We start from the raw sequence: 20,905 nt of genomic DNA, 5'->3' as shown, positions 1-20,905 counted from the left end.
ATATTGCGCCCCCCGCAAACTTGTCTATTCTATCTTTATTATTTTATTCATTTACTAACATTATTGTCTTTAATTGTATCAAACTATTTCTTTCTTTACAATCCTTAATACCAATGCTCTACACACACAGTATCGCTGTCCTTTGGAAGATATCTTTCATAATCTGCTCGTTCTATCCTTATTACAAGCTCACATTCTTTATGTCGTCTTTTAAAACCTTTAGAAAATACTAACTTGTAGCGGTCGGATTCGGCTTTGATTCTAAGCAGTTTGGACAACTTTACTAAATAGTATCCTTTTACTTTCCTAGCTTTTGTCTTACCTAATAAATTCCAACTTCCGTCTATCGCCTGACTGTATACTTTAACATTAGAAAACCGGATTAATAGTAAAATGATAAAAATCCCTGCTACTGCCAATACATTTTTAAAAGGAAATCTTGTTCTTTCCTTGCTATTTTGTAAAACGTTTTCTACTATCTTTTCTTCCATTTCCTTAGATAATTGATTCATTTTGTTTTCGGATTGTTCCATCATGAACATCTCTTCCATTGCAACATTTTCCGACTTTTGAATTGGGTTATTAGAGGTATGCGGTGTGTCTGGTTGCAGTGGTTCTTCAGGCTCCGGTGTGTCTGGTTGCAGTGGTTCTTCAGGCTCCGGTGTGTCTGGTTGCGTAGGTTGAATCCCTACCTGAATTGGTGTATCAGTATAAGCAATCACTCCATTCTCCATATAAGATAAATCAATCTTTGTCTGATCCAATGATAAGTTTTTTTCATTTAAAATCACATATTCCTTAATATCTAATGATCTGGAATGGTCATTATAAATGGCATCTACGATCATGCCTTTCTTTTTAAAGTTTTCAGCTTTATGATAAGCGGTCTTATCTGGTGGTACGACAACCTCAATTGCTTTTAGTATTTTTGCCTCTGCTTCTGATACAGTTCTTTTATTACTATTTCCTGCATGATCCTTAATTGTTACAATGTAATTCCCATCTTGGGTAATTCGGTATTCATTTGATGTATGTTTTTGCTCTTTCTCATAGGAAAAGCGAGTTAAAATTTCTATTACCCCTTCATGTTCCAACATAATCTCGGCAATGCCGCTTAATTCATCCGTTCCGTTGTAACTCATAATTCGATAACCATCTTGCTTCCATTTTGTATCAAGTACGGTATTTATGGTTGGTATTTCTTTGTCAATTTTCGTAACCTGAACTACTTGAGCTGTAACATTTCCCGATTTGTCATAAGCTGCAACGATAAATTTTTGGTTTTTTGTAGCAGTGAAAGTAAAATGATACTCGCCATTTTCATCTATTGTAAAGGTCTGTTCTTTTTTATTAAGCGTCATTTTTTCGATTTTGGAATCTTCATCAATAGCTGTAACTGTAATCGCTGCATCGGTATTCTGCCAGATTATAGGATTTCCTTCTACCTTTAACCAAGGTGCACTAAAATCCAAATTTGCTTCGGATATGGACTGAGTTGTTATATTTCCAGCCTGATCCGTAATGGTTACGATATAATCACCGTTTTCAAAAATTTTATAGTTTCCTTTATAATTAAATTTAGCCTTTTCGTATTCAAAGTTAGAAAGTATACTTTCTTTTCCCTGATAAGTTACAGATACCTTTGCTATTTTACTTAACTCATCGAATCCATTCACCCTTAAATTACGGTAATCCTTAAAAATCATACTCCACCATGACTTTGAGATATCCGTATTCAGTACAGGTGCATCTTTATCTATTTTAATTACCTTAATGATTTCTGTAGTGGAATTTCCAGCTTCATCCACTGCAGTAACCGTAAATTCTTGATTTTTTGTCGCCTCAAAAGTAAAATAAAACTCACCGTCTTCATTTTCCTTAAAATCCTTTTCTATTTTATCCAATGTCATTTTTACTATTTTTGTCTCTGCATCGACAGCAGTCACTTGAATCGCAGCATCGGTATTTTGCCAGATTGTTGGATTGCCTTCCACTGTAATGACCGGCATACTGCCATCCAGATTATTTACTACAACCGTATCATTTGAATAAGCTTTATTGTTAACCAAATCGGCTCCCCTCACACGATAAATACCATTCTCCCTGACAGTGTATTCAATAATTACTTTACTTTCTCCTTGTTCTCTTACTTCTTCCTCTGATGGCATCTGATTATTTAAATCAGCACTAGTTTGATTTTCCGCAGCTACTAGCACCCGCTTTCTTGCTACTTTTGTCAGTGTTTCTTCTTTTATATTTTCTTCATCGGATGTTTCTGCTTCTTCCTTACAGGTGTCCGGTTCTTCCCCATTTTTCAGAATTTTGTATTGCGTTTGGTAATCTTCCCATTCTTCATGTTTATTTAATTTTTGTAATTCCGCCTCAGAAAATCCGCTTTGACTGTCTTCAATCACGGTTCGGATTACATAACCCTCACCGGTGCTGATATAATTATCCTGAGAGGAAATGGATTCAATTATTAAATTTGGTGCTTCAGGGTCGATATTATCAACTTCTAAGGCTTCTTCATCTAGCATACGTATGTAATTCCCTGCTTTATCAATTACTTCTGTTTTAAAACAATTATTCTTATGAACATCATATGTAGTTTCTTCTATTGTAATTTCCCCACTAAATTTACCTTTTTTAATTGGTTCAAAATACCCTTTTTCATCTTTAGCCCAAACATTTATTTCGCTTAATCCTGACTCATTATCTGACCCATAGCTGGTGACTTCCACACCTGTTGCTTCATCTACCCATTGAATCGTATCCGGTTCTATACCTATCGTACTTCCGTCCGGCTTAAACGCATCATAATTATTCACCTTTAGTACTTTACTCACTGCTTGAAACCCAACCTGATCGTTTACTACAATTCGGTAATATCCATTATCTGTTACTGAAATCTCTCTGCTAGCCTGATTTACGCCATTGAAAGATTCTGTTTTATAAGTCATCCAAGAATTTATGTCTGTTTTATCTTTTGTATACTGTAACTCTATGGTATTGACACCACTTTGTACATCATCTGCTTTTACCATCATTTGTATCGGAACTTTTGTCCAATCAATTGTATTCGGTGTCAATGATAAGTTAATTGGCGAAGAATCATCTACCTTTATTGTTATATCCTTAACTGGCCTTGTCATACCACCTGCATTGTCTGTGGCATAACAAATAAATTGGTTAGATCCCTCATTTGTGACTTTAATGCTTCTTTTGTCTCCTACAGTTGCATTATTATTCACTGTGATAGATTTTACGCCTGAACCTCCTGTGTCCGATGCAGTTAGATTCAAATTTGCTGATTCCTTGTACCATCCATTCAAAAAATTTCCTGTAACAGCATGGGAAAGTTTTGGATCGTAAACATCAATATTAGTTACCTTAAAAACAGAACTTATTGTCGTATGTCCTACCCGATCAGTTGCCATTACCCGATAATATCCGTTATTAGTTGCGTAGATTGATGTCACTGTCTCTAATGCTGTGCTGCCCATATATTTTACCATTCTATAGTCTGTCCATAGACTGTTATTTAATGAATACTGAACTTTTAACGATTCAAGTCCTGAGTATGTATCCTGCCCTTTTACGGTTAGCTGCACATTATTTTTTGTCCATTCCGTTGGAGCCGTGACCGACACATTTATCGGAGCCGACGCATCTACGCTGAGTGAAATTGCCTTTGTGCTTTCTATATTCCCAGTACCATCTACACTATAATAATAATAGATATTATTTCTTCCTTCTGCTACATTTATCACTTCTCCATTTTCAATGTTTACATTATTACGGTACAATTCCCCTATCCCTGTTAAATTATCCATACTACTGATTGTTAAACTTGTATCATCCCTATACCAGCCATTGATAAGAATACCATTAATCGTTGCCGTAGAAATTGGCGCAGTATAGTCCATCCGCTTAGTAAAGTAGGCCGTTGCATTAAAAGCGCACTTATCATAAATAACAGCACGATAACATCCATATCCCTCTTCAGTCGTCGTAAACTGGCTCGTATAAGAATTTTGTGTATCACCGCTTGCCACAGAGTCTGCCTTTAATGTCTCCCAATTCGTGCCGTCATTTGTTTTTTGCCATACCACACGAGAAATTCCTGATTGTTGATCATAAGCATTCACGGTAAAGGTAAGGCTTTTTACGTTCGTCCATGGACCGTTTTGAGTATCATAATGATTCGTAACAGAAGTAGTATACGTCGGTTTTTGTCGATCTATCGGAATACTAATTTTTTTAGATTTTGGCCATGTTAGACGTCCGTTTGTGGATAGCTTTACCGTTACATTTTTATAAATACCGTCCACTTCCAACCCATAACTCATATTTTCTTTATTGGGAGTGAAAGGAAACACCCAGCTTTTCAAACTTTTAATAAAGTGGTCAGGACAATTTTTATCACATCCATTATATTCGTCAGAGCCTGTATACCAAGTTCGTAGAACCCCTGTTGATTCATTATAATTGCTTACAGTTGCTTTCACACATACTCCATATCGGTACCATCCATTATCTGACACTCCCTGACCATTGTCACATGTATAATGAGAAGTATCTATATCCTTGTATTTAGAAGGTGCTGCATTTAACCTGTCTAAAATTTCTAAGACCAATGACTGGCCATATGCCGTCTGCGCCTCAAGTACCAATTGTTGTTTTGATAATAAGGAGGATATTTGATCAGACTGTTGATCCGGTTGAATCGTAACCGTAATGAATGGTAATGTAAGTTCACCATTTTCATACTTTTCTTTTAATTCATCCATTAAAATATAATCTTGAGGAAGAGTTAATTGATAGCAATAAGAAATATAATCCGTTGTTAAAATATCATTTTCACATATCCAAACAGCGTCTATCTCCACTATTTCATTATTCACGTTCAATATTGAAATTTTTGTCGGTAAAGAAAGAGCATTTCGATCCGAAATCGCAATCTCTCCAAAAGGCTCTTGTCTATACAAATCATATTCCTCAAAACCAACTATAATTGTTTCATTTTGCTTTTGCTTTTCCTGTTCCTCTGCTAATGTTTTCTTAATCGCAGCCTCTTTCTCCGTTATTGTGGTTGCTTGGTTTTCTATTGTACTGTCTGTTTGTTCATTACTCTTTCTTGTATCCTTGCTTTCTTCGCTCTCTTGCGCAGCTTTGTCATCAATGCTCTCGGCGCGCTCCGACTCTCTTTCGTTTTCTAAACCCTCTTCACTCTCTGACACACCCTTTTCTGTGCTTTCTTCGTTTTCTTGCTCTTGTATTTTTTCAACTATTTGTGTGCCGTCAGTTGTCTTATCACTATCTGCTTGTATATTTATTTTTGTTTCAATTTCTATTTTCTCATCCGTTTCTTTCGTCTCAGCTAAACCGTTTGTCATTCTAAACATGCCTTCAGACTGTATATTTTCTATTTGTACACTTTCTGCCATCACATTTTTACTAAACATGATAGGCATTAATATGATACCTGCCAGCGAGACAGCTATGTATTTTTTTAATTTCCTCATTGATATACCCTCTTGAAATAATAATGATAAGCCTACTTTTTCAGATCTTGCAGGCTTGTGTTTTAAGTAGTAAAATATATCTATCTATTATTCTATAAAGCCATTTTTTAGAGTTCCTCCTTTCTTATTCTTTCGCTCTAAGTTAAATATTGACAATTTTGCTCCATAATTGGGGGAATAAATACATTTAAGATGACAGGATAATAAGAAAAATATGAAACATATTTCCAATGATATAAATCTAGATATAATATTAATACAAAAGCTCATATAAAAATAGTACAACGAATAGACATGTTAAATATTGTAAAGAAATAAATATAAATTTAAAAATGGAAAACTCTCTGAATTATAGAGATAGATTTAATCAGATAAAATCATAAGCGTAAAGATATTAAAATTATTTATTAAAATTTAACTTAGAAACTTACTATAAAAAGAATAAATTATTTAGTAGCTCTATATTACAATAAGATTTCACATAATGCAAGCGGATAATGCAAATTATATAATTTGATTCTTAGAATAACTTCTTCTTATTGTATTTTTGCTCATTTCGAACAATTGAATTTTCTTAGGATTCATACACTTTATCATTTTGTGATCGTTATGTATTTCTTGTAAAAAGAATAGAGCCGCACACTGATACAGCGTCACAGCTCTATTATTTAACCGAAATATCCGGCTATTCTTCTGATTCTTCAAGAAGCGCCGCCGAATACTTATCTAAAATAATCTGCTGAATCTTCTCTCTTGTGTCAGAGTTAATTGGATGAGCAATATCTCGATATTCTCCATCTGATGCTTTTCTACTTGGCATAGCAATAAACAAACCTTTTTCTCCTTCAATTACCTTAATGTCATGAACTACAAATTCATCATCAATTGTAATTGAAACTACTGCTTTCATTTTTCCTTCTTTCGCTACCTTGCGCACACGCACATCTGTAATTTTCATGTCTCGTACCCCTTTCATCTGCCATTGATTTTAGCTATAAAACATACCTCTCGTTTTTCTCAACCACAATTTTTATTCCATCTTCACCACAGTGGTATGAGTTAGCTCGAATTGTATCACGACTCTCAACAATACAATTCTCTATATGAATATTATCGCCAAGATAAACATCATTCAATATGATAGAATTCTTTATAACACAATTGTTTCCTACAAAAACCTTTTTAAACACAATAGAATTTTCAACCTGTCCGTTAATGATACAGCCGCTGGATATCAGACTATTTTTAACATCTGCACCAGGGTTGTACTTTGCGGGCGGCAAATCATCCACCTTTGAATAAATATCAGGATATTGTTTAAAGAAATAATCTCGAATTTCTGGCTTTAAGAAATCCATATTAGTTTTAAAATAGGCCTCGACAGTTGATATATTACTCCAGTAATCCTTTATTTTATAACCATAAATACGTTTTAGATTCTTATACCGGATTAAAATATCCTTGACAAAATCATGCCTGTCCTCCTGTGCGCATCGCTCAATTAATTCAATGAGCTGGCGGCGTCTTATTACATAGATGCCTGTAGATATTGTATTTGATCTAGCAACCATAGGCTTTTCGTCAAATTCTTCAATTCTAGCATCTTCATTCATACGTAGTACTCCAAAACGTCCCACATCTTCACTGGCAGGCATATCCTTACAAACCACAGTAATATCAGCTTTTTTAGAAATATGATACTCCAAAACCTTATTGTAATCCAATTTATAAATGCAATCTCCAGATGCAATTACCACATATGGCTCATGACTATTTTTTAAAAAACTTAAATTTTGATAAATTGCATCGGCCGTTCCTCTAAACCACCAACTGTTATCTATTGTAATAGTTGGTGTGAATACAAACAGCCCGCCTTGCTTTCTGCCAAAATCCCACCATTTTGAGGAACTTAAATGCTCATTCAGGGATTTCGCATTATATTGTGTCAAAACGGCTACCTTTTGAATATGAGAATTAGACATATTACTTAAGGCAAAATCAATGCTTCGATAGCAGCCCGCAATAGGCATTGCAGCAATGGCACGTTTATTAGACAATTCTCTCATTTTATTATTATTGCCGCCTGCTAATATGATACCGATTGCTCTCATCGTCTGTCACCTGCCTTAATCAATGTTTCTCCACCTGCCAGAATGGAATCCGGATAATCTTCCACTTTTGTAACCCCGGATATCGCTGTGTTTTTTCCAATCTTAACATTAGAAGGAATAATTGAATTTTCACCTATTGTAACTAATCCAAATGCATAGACATTTGGTTTTAATTTATTCGGAACCTCTTCACCAATTCCAAGTTCAACATTATTTCCAATTACTGAGCACTCAGCAATAATGGCTTTATTTATAATACTATTATCACCTATCTCCGCATCTTTCATTATAATAGAATCACGGATGACTGCTCCTTTTCCAATGGTAACTCCTGAGCCAATAACAGAATTGTAGACTTTTCCGTAAATACTTGTCCCCTCACCAATAATACTCTTTTCTATATTAGATTCGCCCGAAATATACTGCGGGGTAATCCTGTCACTTTTTGTATAAATTCTCCAAAACTCCTCATAAAGATTAAATTCCGGAATCAAATCAATAAGCTCCATATTTGCTTCCCAATAGGAGGCTAATGTACCAACGTCCTTCCAATAACCATTATATTCATAGGCAAACAGGTTACCTCCCTGTTCATGGCAATATGGTATAATATGTTTACCAAAATCACAAGCATTTTGCTCTGATAACGTGATCAATGCTTCCTTGAGTACTTTCCAAGAAAATATGTAGATACCCATAGATGCAAGATTACTACTTGGATTTTCTGGCTTTTCCTCAAATTCGATGATTTTATTTTCGTCATCTGTAATCATAATTCCAAATCGGCTTGCTTCCTCCATTGGCACAGGCATAACTGCAATGGTTATATCCGCATTCTTTTCTTTGTGAAAATCAAGCATAACCTCATAGTCCATTTTGTATATATGATCACCTGATAAAATAAGAACATATTCCGGATTATACGATTCCATATAATCCAAATTCTGATAAATAGCATTAGCTGTTCCTGTATACCACTCACTGTTTCCGCTTTTCTCGTAAGGCGGAAGAACTGTAACACCTCCAATATTTCTGTCCAAATCCCATGGAATACCAATACCAATATGTGCATTCAGTCGTAACGGCTGATATTGTGTAAGTACACCAACTGTATCAATTCCAGAGTTTATACAGTTACTTAACGGAAAATCAATAATTCGGTATTTCCCACCAAAACTAACCGCAGGTTTCGCTACTTTCGAAGTTAGTACCCCTAATCTGCTTCCTTGCCCACCGGCAAGCAGCATCGCTATCATTTCTTTTCTGATCACGTAATCACCTCTTGTTGTTTTAGTAAATTTATATCATAAACCAACGTGATGTTTATGAATATTTCACAATAAACTTTTTAAAGTCAAATTGTTTATAGTTATTATAACATAAATACTATAAATAATGAATAAATTTTATGAAATAATTATAATTTCATAGATTAGAACTTTTTAAATTTAATTATATAAACTTATTTTAGTTTTTACTATTTAAAATTAATTTTTAAAGGTTGATTTTCGCATTCTTTCAATATAATTAAAGATAATTAGTTTTTAACTTTATAATTCCTATATAATTTAAAAATACTAAAAAACTCTATTTTTATAAATATTCTTATTCATTATAATATATGTACAAGCCAATTATTTATGACTTAATTAAATAATTACTTAATAATAATTTATGTCATACTTGCAATGTAGGTAGTTATATAATTATTAAACATGCATAATTAAATTATGTTTTGATAATATGTATCTAATATACAAAGCTACTGTATACCACCTTTTGTATATATTCTTAGAAAAATACAAATTGACATACTATGTATATTCTCTTATAATAATATTAGTAATTATTATCATAATATAAAATTTATAACTACGTTCGCATGGAATCATTTTAATTATGATTCAATTTATGCGAAATATCTTGAAAGGAGGATTATTATGCAAGCCTTAAAATACAGCAGGCAGCGAGAGGCAATTAAAGAATTTTTGTTAAGCAGAACTGACCATCCAACCGCAGATACTGTATATACAAATATACGTCAGGAATTTCCGAATATAAGTCTGGGAACTGTATATCGCAATCTTTCACTTTTGGCAGATATTGGCGAAATATTAAAAATCTCAACAAGTGAGGGGGGCGACCGCTTTGATGGCAATACAATGCCGCATTATCATTTTATTTGCACCAAGTGTAATAGTGTTATAGATTTAGATCTTAAAAACATGGAGCATATTAATGAATTGGCCTCTGTTAACTTTAACGGAAAGATAGAAGGACATATTGCACATTTCTATGGTCAGTGCGAGAAATGTATTAGCAAGCATTAAATTTTAAAAATTTCACAAACTACTATTGACACATTTTATCAATTGTGATAAATTAATATTAGTAACTATTACTGATTAGCAATTAAAATTGAAAAGTTGTCAATTGCTAATAAAAATTAATCTAATATTAAAATTCATATAAGAAAAGGAGATTTTAAAATGAAAAAATTCGTATGTCAAGTTTGTGGTTATGTTCATGAGGGAGATTCTGCTCCGGAAAGCTGTCCAATTTGTAAGGCACCAGCAGAAAAATTTACCGAACAGGTTGGAGAAATGACTTGGGCTGCTGAGCATGTTGTAGGTGTTGCTCAGGGTGTAAGTGAGGATATTCTAAAAGATTTAAGAATGAATTTTGAAGGTGAATGTTCAGAGGTCGGTATGTATCTTGCTATGTCAAGAGTAGCCTTTAGAGAAGGTTATCCAGAAATTGGTTTATACTATGAAAAGGCTGCTCATGAAGAAGCAGATCATGCTTCCCGATTTGCAGAATTACTTGGTGAAGTAATCACTGACAGCACAAAGAAGAATCTTGAGCTGAGAGTTGCTGCAGAGAATGGTGCTACCGCTGGTAAGTTCGACCTTGCTAAACGTGCAAAAGCTGCTAACCTTGATGCAATTCATGATACAGTTCATGAAATGGCAAGAGATGAAGCTCGCCACGGTAAAGCATTCCAAGGCTTATTAAATAGGTATTTTGGTTAATTGATTCATAAAATATTTAAAATTGGTTATTTTTTAGTATAGCTTATTTCTTTCCAAATAAAAAAATGGTTTCTACGCATTTCTGTGTGAAACCATTTTTTTCTATTACAAAATTTTCTAATTATTCTGTTGCAAACAAAGCTTCAAATTCTTCTCTTCCAATTTTTTCTTTTTCAAGAAGTACCTGTGCACAGCTATGAAGTACCTTTTCATTTTCTCGTATCATAGTTCTTGCTTTATCATAACACTCATCAATAATGCGCTTTACTTCTGCATCTATAATGGATGCTACATTTTCACCGTAGCCCCTTGTATGAGCCAGATCACGGCCGATGAAAACCTCATCATCATCTCCGCCGCCGTAGTCAATTAAACCAACCTTGTCTGACATACCAAATTTAGTTACCATTGATTTTGCAATTCTGGTTGCCTGCTTGATATCTTGTGATGCACCTGTTGTTATATCATCAAATATCAGTTCTTCTGCAACTCTTCCACCTAGGTCAACAACAATATCCTGAAGCATTCGCCCCTTGGTATTAAACATCTCATCCTTTTCCGGAAGTGGCATGGTATAACCTGCTGCACCCATTCCTGTAGGAATGATGGATATTGTATAAACAGGTCCAACGTCAGGAAGCAAGTGAAATAGGATTGCATGCCCAGCTTCATGATATGCAGTAATTTTCTTTTCCTTTTCAGTCATAACACGGCTCTTCTTCTCTGTTCCAATTCCAACCTTAACAAAGGAATGATTAATGTCCTCTTGCTGTATATAGGTTCTTTCTTCTCTTGCTGCAAAAATAGCTGCTTCATTTAATAAATTTTCCAAATCTGCACCTGTAAATCCGGCAGTTGTTTGTGCTATCATGCTTAAATCCACATCATCACCAAGAGGTTTGTTCTTGGCATGAACCTTAAGTATTTCTTCACGTCCTTTTATATCCGGACGACCGACTCCGACTTTTCTGTCAAAGCGTCCCGGCCTTAAGATAGCAGGGTCTAATATATCCACTCGATTAGTTGCAGACATGACAATGATTCCTTCGTTGACACCAAAACCATCCATCTCAACCAAAAGCTGATTAAGCGTTTGCTCTCTTTCATCATGTCCGCCACCCATTCCTGTTCCTCTTCGTCTGGCTACCGCATCAATTTCATCAATAAAGATAATACACGGTGCATTCTTCTTCGCTTCCTCAAATAAGTCTCTTACTCTGGAAGCACCAACACCGACAAACATTTCTACGAAATCAGAACCTGATATACTAAAAAACGGCACACCTGCCTCACCTGCAACCGCCTTGGCAATCAAGGTTTTTCCGGTTCCCGGAGGGCCTACCAGTAATACACCTTTTGGAATTCTTGCTCCAACCTGAATATATCTTTTCGGATTCTTAAGGAAATCAACAATTTCCTTTAGCTCCTCTTTTTCCTCGTCAAGTCCTGCTACCTCTTTAAACGTCACTTTTTTTCCATCATCTGTACTCATCTTGGCACGGCTTTTTCCAAAGTTCATAACCTTACTTCCACCGCCACCGCCTGCTGCCTGGTTGCTCATAAGCGTAAATAATAAAAATACGATGACAAAAGTGACCAAACAAGGAAGTAGGGTTGTTGTTATCCAACTTTGTCTTGAAACATCATTGACCACCGGATCAATTCCATATTGCTGCAATAATTCTTCCGCCTTATTAACATCAGTCACATATAAGGTTTTTATCACATTATTTTCTAATACTATATCAACCTGTCCTGTAGGCTGCTCGCTATTTGGATTAATCTGCGCGCTCACCACCTTAGAGGCCGTAAGATCCTCCGTTAGTTTTCCGATTGTATAATTATTGTCACGTTTTACACTGTCATTAACCAAAATAGCAACCATTAAGGCTACTACTAAGATTAACAGATAAAAACCAATCCCTTTAAATTTTCGATTCATTTCATTAACCTCCCATCACAGCTTTTTCGCTCCCTATTCCTCTACTACTCCGATAAATGGTAAGTTTCTATATTTTTGTGCATAGTCTAAACCATATCCAACCACAAACTCATCCGGTATGTTAAAGCCCACATAGTCAACAGTTACATCCGTAACACGTCTTTCTGGTTTATCAAGTAAAGTACAAATTTTAAGGCTTTTGGGATTTCTCTTTTTTAAGATTTCAACCAGATAACTAAGTGTTCTTCCAGAATCAATGATATCCTCTACTATAATTACATTTTTACCTTCTAGTGATTCATCCAAATCCTTAATAATTTTAACAACACCGCTTGATTGCTTCTCACTACCATAACTTGAAACAGACATAAAATCCATAGATAAGGGCAACGTTATTCTCTTTGCAAGCTCGCACATAAAGAATACTCCACCCTTTAACACACAAATTACATGAACTTCCTGACCCGCATAATCTTTACTGATTTGCTCTCCAACTTCCTTTATTCTCTTATCGACCTCTTCCTCCGACACTAATACTCTAATCTTATCAGACATTATTCTTTTCCTCCATTTACTTGTACTTTTAAAACCTTCTTGGTATCCAGACTTATTTTATATTTTTCGCTGATTCGATATCCAACCGCCCAAATAATATGATTATTGTCACATAGCAATGGGATACTATCTCGTTTCTCTTTTTCTATTTTTTCATCTATAAAATAGGATTTTAACTTTTTTGTACCACCACAAGAATTGACTACCAAATAATCTCCTGCTTCTTTGGTTCTTAATCGCAAATCATTCCCTATTTTATCATAATCGAACCATTTCGTATATATATTTTCTGGAATAATTTGATTTTTTTCATACTGTTCCAGACTAAATTCAAATTTATAACCCATAAATAAATAACTCCCTGGTGCTTGAATCAATATTTCTTCTTTTTCTAACAACAAAGCTTTGCTTTTAAAGCCTATAATAATTTCATTATATCCACGGCTTGCCTGTAGGGTATTTGGAAGATGAATTGACTTTCCTGTATGATTATTGACCAATGTTAATATACAATCAATGTGTTTATTTGTAATATCCTTAAGACCTTTCTGATAACTTTCAAGACATTTTCTTATTATATTCTTCTTAATAACATCTGATACATGAATAAACTCCGGAATACGAATTACCATATTTTCATCTTTACGTAAAACACATTTACTATATACCTTATCCGTCTCTTCTTCTAAATATTCCCATGTCTCATAAATTATTCTAGAAGCCTGGTCAATGTGTGTCAGTGCTTGTTTATTAATATTTTTCTGTACATATGGAAGAACATTTAGTCTGAGTCGGTTTCTTGTATAATCTTCCTCAAAATTAGTCTGGTCAGTACGGTATGCTATGTTATGCTCTGCCAGCCAAGTCTCTATTTCCTTACGTTCTATACACAACAGAGGACGAATAATATTAAATCTTACGGGTAAGATACCGCTAAGCCCCTTTAAGCCGCTTCCCCGAAATAAATTAAACAGCATTGTCTCTGCATTATCATTCTTATTATGCGCAACCGCAATCTTGTTACAGTCAAATTCCTTTCGAACATTCTCGAAAGCTTGATACCTTATGATTCTTCCCATCTCCTCGGTTCCAAGACCGTTCTTTTTAGCCTCTGTTGCAACATCATAAGAAAATCTGCGAAATACAAGCTTATACTGCAGAGCCATTTTTTCAACAAACTCGGCATCTTTTTCACTTTCAATTCCTCGTATACCATGTTCGATATGTACAACATAAAGCGTAATTGGTATCGTTTTCTTAACCTCCAGCAAAATATTCAAAAGACAAACAGAATCAGCCCCTCCCGACACCCCAACAATAACCTTGTCATTTGGAAGAAGCATTCTATTCTCCACGATATATTTAAGCACCTTGTTTACCATATATTCCACCATTCATTCAAACGCTAAAAGCTTACTATAACTGTACTGTATATCGTAACAAAATATATTGTAAAAATCAAATATTATTTCCCCCACATTCCGGCAACCAGTATTGTCATATCATCTCCCACGCATCCATTGTTATATTCCAATACTCGTTCCAGCAGCCTAGAAGCCATTTCCTTTGGATTATTGCTATCAATTTCTGCAATGATATCCTTTACCATTTCTTCTCCACATTCTGGCGCAAATGCATCAATAATACCATCAGTTACCATGATTATGTAGTCACCATCATACAGTTTTTTAGACATTGCTTTCATTTCAATGTCATAGATAAGACCTGCTGGTAGTGTGGATGCCTCAATCATTTCAACCCAGTTTTTACGCTTAATAAAGGACTGTGATGCACCGACCTTAACAAATTCACACAAACCATTATATAAATCAATTTCACACATATCAACTGTTGTAAATAAAGGCTCGTCCGCTTTGACAACTAAGAGCGAATTTATCATCTTTATTGCAGCTTCTTTTACAAAACCCGCCTCTGTCAACTCTTCAATCAGTTCAATTACCTTTTCGCTTTCACTACAGGCATTAAGACCGGAACCCATTCCATCTGCCAGACATATAATTTTTTTACCTTCTTTGTCCTCCATGAAAGAAAAGTTATCTCCTGATACCCTTTCATTGTCTTTTATCTTTCTTGCAACTCCATATAGCATTTTGAAATTAACGTCCTCTACCAAGGTGACAGGATACCAATCACCATTCACTACATTTTTGCAATCCTTTCCAATCGTATATTTCAAGTTGCAAATACTTCCTAACATATTTGCAATCTCTTTCGTTGGAATGCACCTACCATTCTTGGTTTTTATGGTAAGCCGCATTTCCTTTCTCTTGTCTGTACGATTGATTAGAAATATATTTTTTACAATTATTTTATTGTTTCTTAGAATAAATCGAATGTTTCGCTCGGTTGCATCATTTAGTTTTTCTACAAGGCATACCTCATCCTTTATCTGCATAATTATCTGAGACATTGCTTTTAACTGCTCTGTAACCGCTTCTCTTGCTGAGATTATTTTGTTATTCCATTTTAAATTCATCCGTTCTTTTTGGAATAAAATGCGAGTTTCCTCCAATATTTGAGCAGCTGCAATACACCCCTTTGTAAAACCATGCTCAAGATCTTTGTAGCCTTCGCTCTCCTCTTCATCTATTTTAGTCAAAATATCATATGCAGTCTGATATGTTTTAAAATAGTTTTGCTCCCAGCATAGTTCACATTTGGGACATTCCTTACAAAATTTTTCTCCCAAACTCTCGAATATATTATTAAGCTCTTGTTCAGAAAGCTTGTCCTGTCCCTTAGGCAAACTAGAAAAACTGGCTGCTAACTCATCAAATGCTTTAGCAAGCGTTACAAGTTTTTCCTTATTAAGCTCCCCATTTAAAAATACGGCCTCATCAGCTACATTCGCTTTCATTTATTCCCCTCCCGCCCTAATAGCAGTGAGAATATTATAAATATAATTTGCTGAAATCTTTGTCAAAACGTTGTAAAGATTTAAAAAAGTTTTTGACAAAATATTGCAATTGCAGGCTCTAAAAGGTCTTTCTTATGAAAGTACAAAGGACAAGTGCGCATCCTGCGGAGCATTTTTATGTAATAGGACGCCATTTCCTATTACATAAAAAAAGTGCTCCCAAAAGGAACACTTCAACGAAGTAGCGGAAAAGGGATTTGAACCCATGACACCACGGGTATGAACCGTGTGCTCTAGCCAACTGAGCTATTCCGCCATAACTGACGAAATCCATTATACCCAATTCCACTGCTTTTTGTCAAGTTAATTTTTCGACTTAAATATTATTTCATCATCATAAACCAACCCAAGTTTATCTTTTGCTACATCCTCAATGTATTTTTTTGTTTCCACATATTTTGCATACTCTTCTAAATCTTCCTGCCGATCTAATTCTTCATCACGTTCTTTGACAAGCTGGGTTTCCTTTTGAATGTATTGTTCGTTTTTATCATAAAGCTCTACACTCTTGATTGATACTACAACTAGTAGCATAATTACAACTGCACTGATGGACAGTATACCAAATTTATTTTGTTTTCTCCGCTTACGCTTCATACGAGACATACATTCACCCACTTTCGCCTTTTTGCTTGCTTTCCTTTTTATGTCTGACTAGCATAATTTTAACAGCTTTGTAATATTTTTTCAATATTTTTGAGCACATTTTAATAATCCATTTTATGGGTGCTGTTAAAAAATCCTTTATTTTGTTCAATATCTTAGATATGTATTTCACTAGCAGACTGCTTATTGTAAGATTGTATATCAGCATTCCTAAAATAATTGCTAAAATAGCAAAACCTCTGAGGATTCCATCATTTCTAATGTAAATAATATGAAACACAAAGAAACCGCAAACTACCCAATAGATAAAATCTTCTATACCAATCGCAATTACTCCATGCTTTACTATTCTTCGTAATATCCTAATTAAATCATAACTCGATATTACTGCAATCCCAGTTAATACACAACATCCAAAAAAATATGACTCATTTATAATATTTTGGCTCATTTTGCACCTACTTAAATAATCTTCCAAGGAATGATTCGCCCTGCTTGTTATATCCGGCAATTTCAGAGTATGTAAGGCTATCTATTCTTCCTTCTATTTCCACCTCTCCTTTCTCCAAAGTTAGACGGTTTACGTGTAAATCATTCCCTTTTATCATAAGCATGCCTTGATCTGTCTCCAACAATATTTCCGAAATATCAAAAGATAAAACATCCGAAACTCCATTGATAATACCTGTCCTTCTATTGTTTAAAGTAAGCTTGTGAGCCTTTGGCATCGGTTTTTCTTCCACTAAATATCCCTCCTTACATCAATTGATAAGAATTCTTCCAAGTTAGCATCATTCTTATAAATTATATTAGGAGGGATATCATAATATGCCATTATAAATATTTGTATAATTCTTTTGCCTCATCTTTTTTGACCGTCTCTTGGACATCTGTTACTTGGACTTTAACGGCCTTGGTTCCAAACTGTATCTCAATAATATCGTTTTCTTTTACGTTAACGGAAGCCTTGGCAGGCTTACCGTTTACAAGAACACGTCCCGCATCGCATGCTTCATTTGCTACCGTTCTGCGCTTTATTAAACGAGATACCTTTAAATATTTATCTAATCTCATGTTATTTCTCCTTACAAAACAATATCACTCTTCCTCTTATATTGGTAAACATCTTGCACAGAATAATTTATATAATAGGAAAATCAGAATAATTTCCAATTATATAAAAAGCTGCTGCAAACCACAATTCAGTGCTTCGCAACAGCCTTTTATCATTTTTATGCGTTGATGATATCTTTTAAAGCTTTTCCTGCTTTGAATTTAGGTGCTTTTGAAGCATCAATCTTCATCACTTCACCAGTCTGTGGATTTCTGCCTTCTCTTGCAGCTCTTTCTGCAACTTCAAATGTACCAAATCCTACTAACTGAATTTTTTCACCTTTTGTCAGTTCTTCTGTAACTACGTCAACAAATGCCTTTAAAGCCTTTTCTGAATCTTTCTTTGATAATTCTGTTTTCTCAGCAATCGCTGCAACTAATTCTGCTTTGTTCATGGAAAACTCCTCCTCTAACTCTTTTCTTATAGTTTTTAATATTTTAAATTCACTAAAATTGAATTTTTATAAAACAAGCAAATACGCTACTTGCCTCTTTTCTATTTATATACGTTTCTGAACCATTTGTCAAGGAAATTCATGCATATATTAGTATTTTTCTGCTATTTTTAATTTTTATACCTTCTTTTGCTCTTCTATGCATAAAATCAGCTCATCCAACCTATCAGTAAGTGCCTGTTCCCCATGTACTTTACTAAGTTTTGCTATGGTTGCACAGTTCAGCAGCAAGTTTCCAATGGTTTCATCCAGCTTGCTATTATCTTGTACACTTTGCACTTCAATTTCATTTAGATTTTGTTTAATATTCTCAATTGTTTCTTCCAAATTTTGTGAAATACCATAAACAGAATCCATTTTTTTCAGTACTTTTTGCGCTCTGATTAATGCTGGCAATTCTATCGGAACTTCTCTTAATGGAGAGGTAATCCACGCTTGAGTTTCCTTTTCTTTCTGCTTAATCTCTTCCCAATTTCTTAAAACCTGTTCTGAGTCAGCTACATTAATATCGCAAAACACATGGGGATGCCGTCTTATCATCTTCTCACTGATTTCATCTATAACATTATCTACAGTGAAGCGCCCCTCTTCCTCTGCTATCTGGCTATGCATCATAACTTGAAGAAGTACATCTCCCAATTCCTCTATCAGATTGGTATCATCCTTTGTTTCCCTGTAAATTCGAATAGAGGCAGCTAATTCTGCTGCCTCTTCAATCATACATGGCCTTAAGCTTTCATGTGTTTGTTCCTTATCCCACGGACAACCATTTTCTGAACGCAGAGTCTTAATTATATTTCTAAGCTCTTCAAAACTATATTTTGCCATATTCTACTCCTACTTACATCTATAGCATTGCATTTATCATTTTCAATACTTCATCACCCAATTGTGCTGATTTGAGTTCTGCATCCTCTAAAGATGAGCCTTTAATTCCATAATAGAATTTTACTTTCGGCTCAGTTCCTGATGGTCTGACACAAACCCATGCATCATCACTAAGCTCATAATACAATACATTTGATATCGGAAGCCTCGTCGTACTAGTCTTTCCTGTATTCATGTCCTTTATTACATCTTTTTTATAATCTCGGGCTGCTAATACCGTATAATTACCAATCTTCTTTGGCGTTTCACTTCGTAGAGTTTCAAGAATAGTCTGAATCTTTTCTATGCCTTCGATCCCCTTTAATGTGATGGATTTGATATCATCCTTATAATAACCGTACTTCTCATACATTTGAATCATGGCATCCCAAAGTGTCATTCCCTTTGTTTTATAGTAAGCTGCTGCCTCGCAAAGAGCCATTGTAGCAACAATTGCGTCCTTATCTCTTGCATGTGTTCCGATTAAACAGCCATAGCTTTCTTCGAAACCAAACAGATAATGCCCTTTGCCGCTTTGCTCAAACCCTAAAATTTGCTGTCCAATAAATTTAAAACCAGTCAGTACTTCAATTAATTTAACGTCGTAATACTTAGCAATTGCATCCGCCATATTGGTAGTAACAATAGTTTTTATCAAAGCTCCGTCCACCGGAAGTCCTTTGGACTCTTTCATCTGTCCTATTTCGTAATCTGCAAGTAAACAACCAGACATATTCCCTGTGAGTGTTATATATTCTCCGCACTTTGAATCTTTAACATAGACACCCAATCGGTCAGCATCCGGATCAGTTGCCAGCACTAAATCAGCATCCTTTTCTTTGGCTAAGTCAAGTGCCAGCTTAAATGCTGCTTTATCCTCCGGATTTGGATAACTGACGGTTGGAAACTCTCCGTCTGGAAGCTCCTGTTCAGGTACTACATATACATTTTCAAAACCAAGCTCGTTCAAAACTCTTCTTGCAGGAATATTACCTGTTCCATGAAGAGGAGTGTAAACAATTCTAAGTTCTTTTTGAACCTCGTTAATGCTGTCTGAATGTAATACATTTTTCTTAAGCTCTTCAATATATGGAGTGTCAATGTCCTCTCCGATTACAGCATATAACCCTTGTTCTTTTGCTGATTGCTTGTCCATTGTTTTAACCGTATTAAAATCAACTACTTTTTTTACTTCATCCATAATACCAATGTCATGAGGAGGTGTAATCTGAGCGCCATCCTCCCAATATACCTTATAACCGTTATACTCCGGGGGATTATGACTTGCAGTAATGTTTATTCCTGCTATACATCCAAGCTTTCGAACCGCATAAGAAAGCTCAGGAGTTGGTCTGAGACTCTCAAAAACATAAGTCTTTATTTTGTTGGCACACAAGCATAAAGCTGCTTCATCAGCAAATTCAGGTGACATTCTGCGTGAATCATAAGCAATTGCAACACCCTTATTTTCACCCTGTACGCTCTTAATATAATTAGCAAGTCCTTGTGTTGTTTTTCTTACCACATAAATGTTCATTCGATTGGTACCTGCTCCGATAATACCTCTTAAGCCAGCCGTACCAAATTCTAAGTCAGCATAAAAACGTTCCTTTATTTCATCATTATTATTTGCTATGCTTTTTAATTCCGCTTTCGTTTCTGCATCAAAATATGGGTTATGCAGCCAATCCTCATAATTCTTCTTATAATCCATTTTTGTTCCTCCTTAAATACATAATGTATGAAAAACATTCTTCCCTT

The 20,905-nt window shown here is 34.9% G+C and carries 17 protein-coding genes and 1 tRNA gene; 2 read left to right on the top strand and 16 right to left on the bottom strand.

Annotation, left to right across the window (positions count from 1 at the left end; all coding sequences use genetic code 11):
• Window positions 1–104 precede the first annotated feature (104 nt).
• The 4 genes from C8E03_RS10240 to C8E03_RS10225 all read right to left on the bottom strand — a co-directional run bounded on the left by C8E03_RS10240 (window position 105) and on the right by C8E03_RS10225 (window position 8,907).
• On the bottom strand, window positions 105–5,525 hold the full coding sequence (locus C8E03_RS10240; RefSeq protein ID WP_110290993.1) for a hypothetical protein: 5,421 nt from the start codon (window positions 5,523–5,525) through the stop codon (window positions 105–107).
• 685 nt (window positions 5,526–6,210) lie between these two features.
• Window positions 6,211–6,483 carry a septation regulator SpoVG gene (gene spoVG, locus C8E03_RS10235; RefSeq protein WP_094377767.1) on the bottom strand — a complete coding sequence of 91 codons (273 nt, stop codon included), beginning with the start codon at window positions 6,481–6,483 and terminating at the stop codon, window positions 6,211–6,213.
• A 34-nt stretch (window positions 6,484–6,517) separates the two neighbouring features.
• Window positions 6,518–7,636: a glucose-1-phosphate adenylyltransferase subunit GlgD gene (gene glgD / locus C8E03_RS10230; RefSeq protein ID WP_094377766.1), complete on the bottom strand. Its 1,119-nt coding sequence runs from the start codon at window positions 7,634–7,636 to the stop codon at window positions 6,518–6,520.
• Window positions 7,633–8,907 (bottom strand): glucose-1-phosphate adenylyltransferase, encoded by a 1,275-nt coding sequence (locus C8E03_RS10225; RefSeq protein ID WP_094377765.1) that lies wholly within the window; start codon window positions 8,905–8,907, stop codon window positions 7,633–7,635. Before C8E03_RS10225 ends, glgD begins: the two co-directional genes overlap by 4 nt.
• Window positions 8,908–9,576: 669 nt before the next feature.
• Between C8E03_RS10225 and C8E03_RS10220 the strand changes: the two genes are divergently transcribed.
• On the top strand, window positions 9,577–9,966 hold the full coding sequence (locus tag C8E03_RS10220; protein ID WP_094377764.1) for a Fur family transcriptional regulator: 390 nt from the start codon (window positions 9,577–9,579) through the stop codon (window positions 9,964–9,966).
• A gap of 159 nt (window positions 9,967–10,125) precedes the next feature.
• The gene (locus C8E03_RS10215; protein WP_094377763.1) at window positions 10,126–10,668 is read left to right on the top strand and encodes an NADH peroxidase; all 543 of its coding nucleotides are present in this window, start codon (window positions 10,126–10,128) and stop codon (window positions 10,666–10,668) included.
• 121 nt (window positions 10,669–10,789) lie between these two features.
• Here C8E03_RS10215 and ftsH read toward each other — a convergent pair whose 3' ends face one another.
• The 12 genes from ftsH to C8E03_RS10155 form a co-directional block, all read right to left on the bottom strand.
• The gene (gene ftsH, locus C8E03_RS10210; protein ID WP_094377762.1) at window positions 10,790–12,610 is read right to left on the bottom strand and encodes an ATP-dependent zinc metalloprotease FtsH; all 1,821 of its coding nucleotides are present in this window, start codon (window positions 12,608–12,610) and stop codon (window positions 10,790–10,792) included.
• Window positions 12,611–12,643: 33 nt separating this feature from the next.
• On the bottom strand, window positions 12,644–13,165 hold the full coding sequence (hpt, locus tag C8E03_RS10205; RefSeq protein WP_094377761.1) for a hypoxanthine phosphoribosyltransferase: 522 nt from the start codon (window positions 13,163–13,165) through the stop codon (window positions 12,644–12,646).
• Complete coding sequence (gene tilS, locus C8E03_RS10200) at window positions 13,165–14,547, bottom strand: tRNA lysidine(34) synthetase TilS (RefSeq protein ID WP_170122966.1); 1,383 nt, start codon at window positions 14,545–14,547, stop codon at window positions 13,165–13,167. Before tilS ends, hpt begins: the two co-directional genes overlap by 1 nt.
• 83 nt (window positions 14,548–14,630) lie before the next feature.
• Complete coding sequence (locus C8E03_RS10195) at window positions 14,631–16,043, bottom strand: SpoIIE family protein phosphatase (protein ID WP_094377759.1); 1,413 nt, start codon at window positions 16,041–16,043, stop codon at window positions 14,631–14,633.
• Between the two features lie 242 nt (window positions 16,044–16,285).
• Window positions 16,286–16,359 (bottom strand) — tRNA-Met (locus C8E03_RS10190).
• Window positions 16,360–16,406: 47 nt separating this feature from the next.
• Complete coding sequence (locus tag C8E03_RS10185; protein WP_242993492.1) at window positions 16,407–16,700, bottom strand: septum formation initiator family protein; 294 nt, start codon at window positions 16,698–16,700, stop codon at window positions 16,407–16,409.
• A 13-nt stretch (window positions 16,701–16,713) separates the two neighbouring features.
• A complete protein-coding gene (gene yabQ / locus C8E03_RS10180; protein WP_094377757.1) occupies window positions 16,714–17,160 on the bottom strand; it encodes a spore cortex biosynthesis protein YabQ in 447 nt (148 codons plus the stop codon).
• A gap of 7 nt (window positions 17,161–17,167) precedes the next feature.
• Window positions 17,168–17,452: a sporulation protein YabP gene (yabP, locus tag C8E03_RS10175; protein WP_094377756.1), complete on the bottom strand. Its 285-nt coding sequence runs from the start codon at window positions 17,450–17,452 to the stop codon at window positions 17,168–17,170.
• 91 nt (window positions 17,453–17,543) lie between these two features.
• Complete coding sequence (locus C8E03_RS10170; RefSeq protein ID WP_094377755.1) at window positions 17,544–17,783, bottom strand: RNA-binding S4 domain-containing protein; 240 nt, start codon at window positions 17,781–17,783, stop codon at window positions 17,544–17,546.
• Between the two features lie 158 nt (window positions 17,784–17,941).
• The gene (locus C8E03_RS10165; RefSeq protein WP_094377754.1) at window positions 17,942–18,217 is read right to left on the bottom strand and encodes an HU family DNA-binding protein; all 276 of its coding nucleotides are present in this window, start codon (window positions 18,215–18,217) and stop codon (window positions 17,942–17,944) included.
• 177 nt (window positions 18,218–18,394) lie between these two features.
• Complete coding sequence (gene mazG / locus C8E03_RS10160) at window positions 18,395–19,105, bottom strand: nucleoside triphosphate pyrophosphohydrolase (protein WP_110290991.1); 711 nt, start codon at window positions 19,103–19,105, stop codon at window positions 18,395–18,397.
• Between the two features lie 19 nt (window positions 19,106–19,124).
• A complete protein-coding gene (locus C8E03_RS10155) occupies window positions 19,125–20,858 on the bottom strand; it encodes a phospho-sugar mutase (RefSeq protein ID WP_110290990.1) in 1,734 nt (577 codons plus the stop codon).
• Window positions 20,859–20,905 lie beyond the last annotated feature (47 nt).

The organism is Lachnotalea glycerini, assembly GCF_003201285.1.
GTDB lineage: Bacteria > Bacillota > Clostridia > Lachnospirales > Lachnospiraceae > Lachnotalea > Lachnotalea glycerini.
This window is presented reverse-complemented; position numbering and strand designations above follow the sequence as displayed.